This is a genomic window from Thermosipho ferrireducens (assembly GCF_017358165.1).
Taxonomy (GTDB): Bacteria; Thermotogota; Thermotogae; order Thermotogales; family Fervidobacteriaceae; genus Thermosipho_B; species Thermosipho_B ferrireducens.
Genome location: NZ_CP071446.1, coordinates 1,976,200 through 1,982,543, shown reverse-complemented (window position 1 = coordinate 1,982,543; position 6,344 = coordinate 1,976,200). Strand labels below are relative to the sequence as shown.

Annotated in this window: 8 protein-coding genes; all 8 read left to right on the top strand. The window is 33.1% G+C overall.

Annotation, left to right across the window (positions count from 1 at the left end; all coding sequences use genetic code 11):
* The first annotated feature begins 218 nt into the window (after window positions 1–218).
* The 8 genes from JYK00_RS09745 to JYK00_RS09710 all read left to right on the top strand — a co-directional run bounded on the left by JYK00_RS09745 (window position 219) and on the right by JYK00_RS09710 (window position 6,331).
* Window positions 219–1,040: a M55 family metallopeptidase gene (locus JYK00_RS09745; protein WP_207566701.1), complete on the top strand. Its 822-nt coding sequence runs from the start codon at window positions 219–221 to the stop codon at window positions 1,038–1,040.
* Window positions 1,037–1,939 (top strand): bifunctional enoyl-CoA hydratase/phosphate acetyltransferase, encoded by a 903-nt coding sequence (locus JYK00_RS09740; protein ID WP_407701717.1) that lies wholly within the window; start codon window positions 1,037–1,039, stop codon window positions 1,937–1,939. Before JYK00_RS09745 ends, JYK00_RS09740 begins: the two co-directional genes overlap by 4 nt.
* A gap of 16 nt (window positions 1,940–1,955) precedes the next feature.
* Window positions 1,956–2,894 carry a carbamate kinase gene (gene arcC, locus JYK00_RS09735; protein WP_207566699.1) on the top strand — a complete coding sequence of 313 codons (939 nt, stop codon included), beginning with the start codon at window positions 1,956–1,958 and terminating at the stop codon, window positions 2,892–2,894.
* Between the two features lie 4 nt (window positions 2,895–2,898).
* Window positions 2,899–3,756 (top strand): helix-turn-helix domain-containing protein, encoded by an 858-nt coding sequence (locus JYK00_RS09730; protein WP_207566698.1) that lies wholly within the window; start codon window positions 2,899–2,901, stop codon window positions 3,754–3,756.
* Between the two features lie 14 nt (window positions 3,757–3,770).
* Window positions 3,771–4,445: a 2-C-methyl-D-erythritol 4-phosphate cytidylyltransferase gene (ispD, locus tag JYK00_RS09725; RefSeq protein ID WP_207566697.1), complete on the top strand. Its 675-nt coding sequence runs from the start codon at window positions 3,771–3,773 to the stop codon at window positions 4,443–4,445.
* Between the two features lie 16 nt (window positions 4,446–4,461).
* Window positions 4,462–5,472 carry a lysylphosphatidylglycerol synthase transmembrane domain-containing protein gene (locus JYK00_RS09720; RefSeq protein ID WP_207566696.1) on the top strand — a complete coding sequence of 337 codons (1,011 nt, stop codon included), beginning with the start codon at window positions 4,462–4,464 and terminating at the stop codon, window positions 5,470–5,472.
* 223 nt (window positions 5,473–5,695) lie between these two features.
* Window positions 5,696–6,097 carry a ComF family protein gene (locus JYK00_RS09715; protein ID WP_207566695.1) on the top strand — a complete coding sequence of 134 codons (402 nt, stop codon included), beginning with the start codon at window positions 5,696–5,698 and terminating at the stop codon, window positions 6,095–6,097.
* Entirely contained in the window at window positions 6,098–6,331 is a 234-nt protein-coding gene (locus tag JYK00_RS09710; protein ID WP_207566694.1) for a hypothetical protein, read from the top strand. It abuts the gene before it with no gap.
* Window positions 6,332–6,344 lie beyond the last annotated feature (13 nt).

Below are 6,344 nucleotides of genomic sequence, written 5' to 3'. Positions count from 1 at the left end.
CTAAATAACTTCCCAATAAAATGAAACGAATTCCCTTTCTTTCTATTTTTATTGGTTTTGTTTCAAAAAAAAACAAGTAATTACAACAAATTGGCTTATTCTTTTTTTTACAAGCTTATACGCCACTTAATTTTTTTTTAATTCTAATTTAGAATTGATTTGTATTTTTTATTCTACAAAAAATGTAAAAAATAATATCTTTATCGGGGGTGTGTACGATGAAAATCTATATCTCAGTCGATTTTGAAGGCTTAGGAGGGGTTGTTCAGTTTTCAGATGTCGAAAGAGGTAATAATTATAAACAGTATTATCTTATGGAACATTTGAGAGCTCTTCTTAGGGGATTGGGGAAAAATCAAATATTGATATCCGATTCTCATGCTATGGGAGATAATATTTTATGGGAAATATCCAGGGAATTTTCTAATGTAGAACTTATAAGTGGTGGATTAAGAAAAAACTATATGATGAGCGGTATCAATGAAACGTTTGATAGAGTTATTTTCCTTGGTTATCATGCCGGTGTTGGAACAATGTATGCTACTATGGATCATACATACTCATCTTCTGCTATTCACAACATATGGATTAATGGACAAATCATGAATGAGGCACTTATAAACGCTGCTTTTGCAGGATTATACGATGTACCTGTGACTATGGTTATAGGTGATGATAAATTGAAAAGTGAGCTAAGCGCTCTAAAAAATATTGTTTATGTTGAGACAAAAACTTCCCTTGGAAGATACGCGGCAAAGTTTAAACCTATGGTAACTGTAATGGAGGAAATAGAAAGAAGTGCAAGAGAAATGCTCCAGAAGCCTGAGAGTGAGTTTTCTATTTTTAAGTTTGAACCACCAATAGAAATGATTGTAGAACTCTCAGACACTGCGAGAGCAGATATCGTAGAAATTTTACCGCTTATTGAGAGAATAGATGGAAGGAAAGTAAGGATTATTCATGATGATTATGAGGTTATTTTTAATGCAATACTTTCAATCGCCTATCTTTGTTCAGTGGTAAAACATATTGGGAGGTGATCAAGTTGCTCAAAAGTTTCAATGACATAATCGAGATTGCAAAAAACAAAGTAGCGATTGTGGCACTGGCAGGGGCAGAAGATACTGAATCCTTAAAAGCTATAAAGAGTGTGGAAGATATGGGAATAAAAGCTATTTTAGTTGGAAATGAAAAAGAAGTCTCAAAGAAATGCGAAGAACTCGGTTTAGATTTTCCAATAGTAAATGTTGAAAATGAATATGAAGCATGTGAGAAAGCTGTAAAACTTGTTTCAGAAGGAAAAGCAAATATTCTGATGAAAGGATTGGTTAAAACTTCCAGCCTTTTAAAAGCTGTTTTGAATAAAGAATGGGGATTAAGAACAGGAAATCTTTTATCACATGTAGCTCTCCTCGAAACTCCTGCTTTGCAAAGAATAATTTTTGTGACTGACGGTGGTATGGTTATAAAGCCAGATTTAATGCAAAAAGTTGGAATAATAAATAATGCAGTAAGTTTAGCTCACAAACTCGGCTATGATATGCCAAAGGTAGCTTTAATTGCTGCAGTAGAAGTTGTAAATCCAGATATGCCTGAAACATTGGAAGCAGCTACTATAGCAAAAATGAATGAAAGAGGACAAATAAAAGGTTGTAAGATTGATGGACCGCTTGGTATAGATAATGCTTTAAACGTATTTGCTGCGGAAATCAAAAAAGTTAAAGGCGAAGTAGCTGGTAAAGCCGACATTTTGGTGGTACCTGATATACATAGCGGAAACTTTTTAGGAAAATCTGCAGTTTATCTTGCAGGAGGGAAAATAGCTGGTTTGGTATTGGGAGCAAAGGCGCCTATTGTTATAGTGTCAAGAGCAGATACGAGTGAATCAAAGAGAATTTCAATAGCACTTGCCGCGGCGGTAAGCGAGCAAAAAGATTAAAAAAGGAGGTTTTTTTATGAAAAAACTTGCTGTTGTAGCTATAGGTGGGAATGCGGTAAATAGGCCTGGTGAAAAACCTACAGCTGAAAATATGTTTAAAAATCTTGAACAAACAGCTGCTTTCCTGGTGAGAATGCTTGATGAATTTGATATAGCAATAACTCATGGTAATGGGCCACAGGTTGGAAACTTACTTGTTCAACAGGATATAGCCAAAGATAAAATTCCACCTTTCCCAATAGATGTTAACGATGCACAAACTCAAGGAAGTCTGGGATATATGATTGCTCAAAGTTTAAAAAATGAATTGAAAAAACACGGTAAGGATTTGCAGATAGCGGCAGTTGTAACGCAAATAGTGGTAGACAAGGACGATCCAGCTTTTAAAAATCCTACCAAACCTGTAGGGCCATTTTATTCAGAAGAAGAAGCTAAAAAACTGGCAGAAGAGAAAGGCTGGGTAATTGTAGAAGATGCAGGAAGAGGTTGGAGAAGAGTTGTGCCTTCACCAAAACCACTTGATATAATAGAAAAAGATGTAATAAAGCTTCTCCTTCAAAATGATATTATTGTGATAGGTGCAGGTGGTGGAGGAATTCCAGTAGTCAAAGAAAATGATATAATAAAAGGTGTCGAAGCTGTTATTGATAAAGATAGAGCTAGTGCTTTGTTAGCCAAGGAAATAGGTGCTGATGTGTTAATAATACTTACTGGTGTAGAAAAAGTGTGTTTGAATTTTGGGAAACCAGATGAAAAACCATTGAATATAATAAAAGTAAGTGAAGCAAAAAAATACCTTGATGAAGGACATTTTCCAAAAGGAAGTATGGGTCCAAAAATAGAAGCTGCTATAGACTTTGTTGAAAGTACAGGAAAAGAATGTATAATAACAGATATGAAGGCGCTGGATAGAGCTTTGAGGGGCGAGACAGGTACTCGTATTGTAAAGGAGTGAGTCAATGATTAAAATCCTTATCCCTCAGGCTCTCATAGAGAACCTGAGGGAGTTTTTGTATAATCACCAGAATGTTGTTTTTGATACATATAAATCAAATATTGATGAAAAACTCGTTGAAGAAAATTGGGATATTGTGTTTGTTTTTAAGCATGATGTTGATATTAAGGGGAAAATTATGGTGTCGAGTGAAAACGAATTGAGGCTTGCTGTTGAAATGCTGGAATGGAAGGAAAGGTACGAAAAAATTAAGGTGAAGTTTGACTTATTCTATTTTTCTCCGGAACTTCAGGGACCGGTTATTCGAAATTTTTTAAAACAGGTTTTGAAAGCGCACAAGGATGGGGAAAAAGTAATATTAAAATATGAAAGTGGTATTTTCATAGAAGATTATATAAGGTTTTTTGAGAATCATGCTCCTGAGCTTAATGTGAAGGTATCTCGCAAAAAAGGTATAGAAATTCCTCCAGCGAGAAAAAGAAAAGATGATATACCGTATATTTTTGATAAAGCACTTTCTTCAATTTATGCAAAGCATAAAAATATCCCCCGTCATATTCCGGAAGATGATGAATATGTGCTAATATCTCAGTACAACTGGCCTGGAAACACAAAACAAATAGTTGAAGTAGCCCATAAATATGCTTTGACTGGTGAGCTTAACCTTCCTGTTGAAAATAAGCGATTTGAAGAAATAGACCTTCCTCTTTATATTAGCAAAACTGTGAAACAATTGGAGAAAAAATATATAAAATTAGCTCTTAGAAAATCAAAATCCAGGAAAGAAGCAGGAAAATTACTTCATATGAATTACAAAACACTTTCATACAAAATAAAAATATATGGGCTTGATGAAAAGTAAGTGAGAAAATGGTGATGGCGATCATTCTTTTCGGTGGAATTGGGAAAAGATTAGGTTCAAAAATTCCAAAGCAATTTTTGAAAATCAGGGATAGATATCTTATGGAATATACTATTGAAAAATTCTACAGTTTAAGAACGGTGGACAAAGTATTAGTCGTGTCAAATAAAAACTGGATGAAAAAGACCCGGGAAATATTAAAGGACAAGAACATAGAAATTATAGAAGGTGGTAATTCACGGGAAGAATCTACTTACAAAGCTTTAAAATATATATCTAATTTCGCGGAAAGCGATGACATAATTTTAATACACGATGGAGTTAGACCTTTTGTGAGTGAAAGAATCATAAATGAAAATATTTCATTAGCCCGAAAATTCGGAGCTGTTATAACAGTTGTGCCTTCTGAAAATACCATGGTTATCTCCCGGGATGGGAGAAAATTAGACGCGGTTCCAAAAAGAGATTTATTATATATTGTCCAGACTCCTCAATCTTTTAAATTTGGACTTATTTATAATGCATTTAAAAAAGAGGAAAAGAATCTTAGTTATTACACAGACGATGCTTCAATCCTTAAAGCTCAAGGTATGGAAATTTATTTTGTTGAAGGTTCTAAATTGAATATTAAAATTACAACAAAAGAGGACTTAATAATAGCTGAGCAGTTGTGCTCAATGCAATTTTAGGTTCGGAGGGATTTATTTGAAAAAGATTTATAAAAATGTCATAGCAGCAATTGTTATAAGTGTTTCGCTGATTTTTGGTATTCAATTTCTTTCCGAGGGGAAAATTAATTTGTCGGTGATCACAGATGTTTCTCTCCTTGTTTTTTTGAAACTTTTGCTTGTTTTGTTGGGAGTATATATTTTGAATGCTTTTAGATTGTGGATGATGTTAAGATTATTTTCTTACAATATGGGTTTCTTTAAATCATTAGAAAATGTATTTTTTGGTGCATTTTTTACTTTTATCACCCCCATGTCTGTTGGTGGGCAACCGTATCAAATATATCATTTAGCTTCAAATAAGGTGAAAACGGAAGATGCAACAAATATAATCATTTCAAAAACACTGGAAATTTCCATAGTGGTATTGTTTTTAGATATTTTGTTTATCAAACGCGTTCTCAAAATCATTTCTGGAACTTTGAGTTTAACAGTTATAATTACTGGTTTTTTAGCCGGTCTTGGAATATCACTCATTATATTTATAGGTTTTGTAAACAAAAAAATTCTTAGAAACATTTTGCTTTTTTTCGCTAAGTTGTTAAAAAAGAAATCTAATAATTTTGAAAATAAAGTTGAAACCTGGATAGACAACCTTCACAAAAGCATAACTATTTTATGGAAGAAAAATACCTGGATTATAGTGATAGATTTGTTTTTATACTTTTTAACTATTCTTTTAAATAATTTGATTCTGTATCAAATAATAATTAATTTTGGAAAGGAAAAGATAGATTATTGGAGTTTGCTTGGGATCTTTACTATGATGAATACAGTTGCGTACTATATTCCAACTCCCGGTTCAAGTGGTGGAATTGAGGGAATTTATCAAATAGTACTTTCGAAGCTACTTGGGCCTTCGAATGCTATCAATATAATAACTATATTCAGATTAATAACGTTTTATATTCCTATAACTTTAGGTTCTATACTATTCTGGAAATTTGGAATGCCACCAAATTTTGCCGGAGAAAATTCACATGAATGAGTTTATTAAGGAATCGTTGTCACTTATATTTTCTCCACGCTGTATTTTGTGTGGAGAGGTAATTTACTGGGGGAGAATATGTAAAAACTGCGTAAATAAAATCTCTAATTCTATATCGTATGAAATCACATATGTGAAAGGGCTACAGGTTTTTCATGCAACCCTATACAAAGAAGTTATACGAAATCTCTTGTTAAGTTATAAGGTATCTGGACGTATGTTTTTGTCACGTATTATTGGTAACCATATGGTTGATTTGATTAAACACTTCAAACTCGATTTTGATCTTTTAACTTACGTTCCTGTAACTAAGACTGTTTTGTTTGAACGAGGATTTGATCATATGAAGCTAATTAGTAGGGTTGTGCAAAAAGAATTAAAATGTGATTCATATAAAACTTTGAAAGCTGTTAAAGAGACAGATCAGGTTTTTGCACAAAATAGAGAAAAAGCGGTTCTTGGTAAGTTCAAATTAATAAAAAACGTACATGATAAAAACATTCTTTTAATAGATGATATCTGTACAACTGGGAACACATTAAAAGAGTGTGTTAAAATACTGAAATTGGGAGGGGCTAACGAGATTAAAACAGTGGTGTTTGCATTAAAGAAGGAGGGGAAGTAAATGTACATTGATGGAAACACAAGCTTTGAAAAAATAGCAACAGAGTTTCCATATTTAATAGGTCCTTTGTTAGAAATGGGGATAAAAGTTATCGTTTGTGGGGATATTAAATGGGGTACCCTTGAAGAAGAAATCAAAAAATTGGGACTGAATCTTGAAGAAGTACTGGAAAAGTTAAACGCCATAGTAGAGGAAAACGGTGGTCCCAAAAGACACATAAAGCTTGAATTTTGACGTTATTAATTGA